At 55.4% G+C, this 1029-nt stretch carries 2 protein-coding genes; both read left to right on the plus strand.

The features are described from left to right. A partial coding sequence (locus H5U08_RS19720) for an ABC transporter ATP-binding protein (protein WP_297037158.1) occupies positions 1-729 on the plus strand: 729 nt, incomplete at its 5' end. A gap of 60 nt (positions 730-789) precedes the next feature. Then, positions 790-1029, plus strand: a 240-nt coding sequence (locus tag H5U08_RS19725) for a hypothetical protein (protein WP_297037161.1), incomplete at its 3' end; no start/stop codon positions are given.

Below are 1029 nucleotides of genomic sequence, written 5' to 3' on the forward strand. Positions count from 1 at the left end.
CCCCTGGGAAAGAGAGTCGCCGTGGTCGGGCGAAGCGGCGTGGGTAAGTCGACGTTTCTCCATCTCCTGGGCCTTATTTCCGAAGAAGCGGTCAAATCAGGACTGATCACGTACCGCTGCCCGAGGACCGGCGAGGCCGTGGAATACACGCGCATGGCCGATCATTCGGCGAAAGACAGACTCCGTCTTCGCGATTTCGGGTTTGTTTTTCAGACCGCTTGCCTTTTTCCCCATCTTACATGTCGTGAAAATATCGCCCTGCCACTTGTACTTCAGGGATACTCGAAACACCAATGGTGGCAGAAGGTGGAAAAACTCCTCACGATGGTGGAAGCCATCGATGGTGAGTTAATTGCCCTGGCCGATCGTCTCGGCCCGTTCTCGGGGGGCCAGCGTCAGCGGATCGCCGTGCTTCGTGCGATCATCCATGATCCAGTGGTCGTGTTTGCCGACGAGCCCCTGAGCAACCTTGATCCACGGAGTACCGATGCAGTGCTCGCCATCCTTCGGAACTGGCATGAGGGCCGCTTGCATGATCATACGATTGATATTCCACGCACACTACTCATAGCAACCCACGATCTTCAAGAAGCCTGGGGCTTTTGTGACACTTTTGTGGTGTTCAACTGTGTGGGGCGGCTCCTTCAGAATCGTGTGGTTTCCAAATCCGAGCTGGAAGCGGCCGGGGGAATCACGGCTATCACCCAGTGGATGGCTTCTTCCGACTGAAAGCCGATGGTGCAGCCCATGAAAGCACTGAGGATTCTTTTTTGGATGGTTTGGCGTGGCATGGTTCGGCCGAGGGTGCGGCTCATCACGTTCGTTTGCATTTTCGCTGTCGCACTCATGGTGTTTCTTCCTTTAGAAGTTTACGGAGTTCTTTTCGGCCTCTATGCCGTGCAGCGGCAAATCGTTCTCGAAGACCCGTTGACGCTCTGCCTCTGGGTCGGGCTTCCTGGTCTCCAAGAGCAGGTTTTTACCCCGGAACGCAAAGACCAACTGAAGCGATTCTTGACCGAGGAGTCAGGA

Origin of the sequence: Thermogutta sp. (genome assembly GCF_014359955.1) — a bacterium.
In the GTDB taxonomy this organism is placed as follows: Bacteria; Planctomycetota; Planctomycetia; order Pirellulales; family Thermoguttaceae; genus Thermogutta.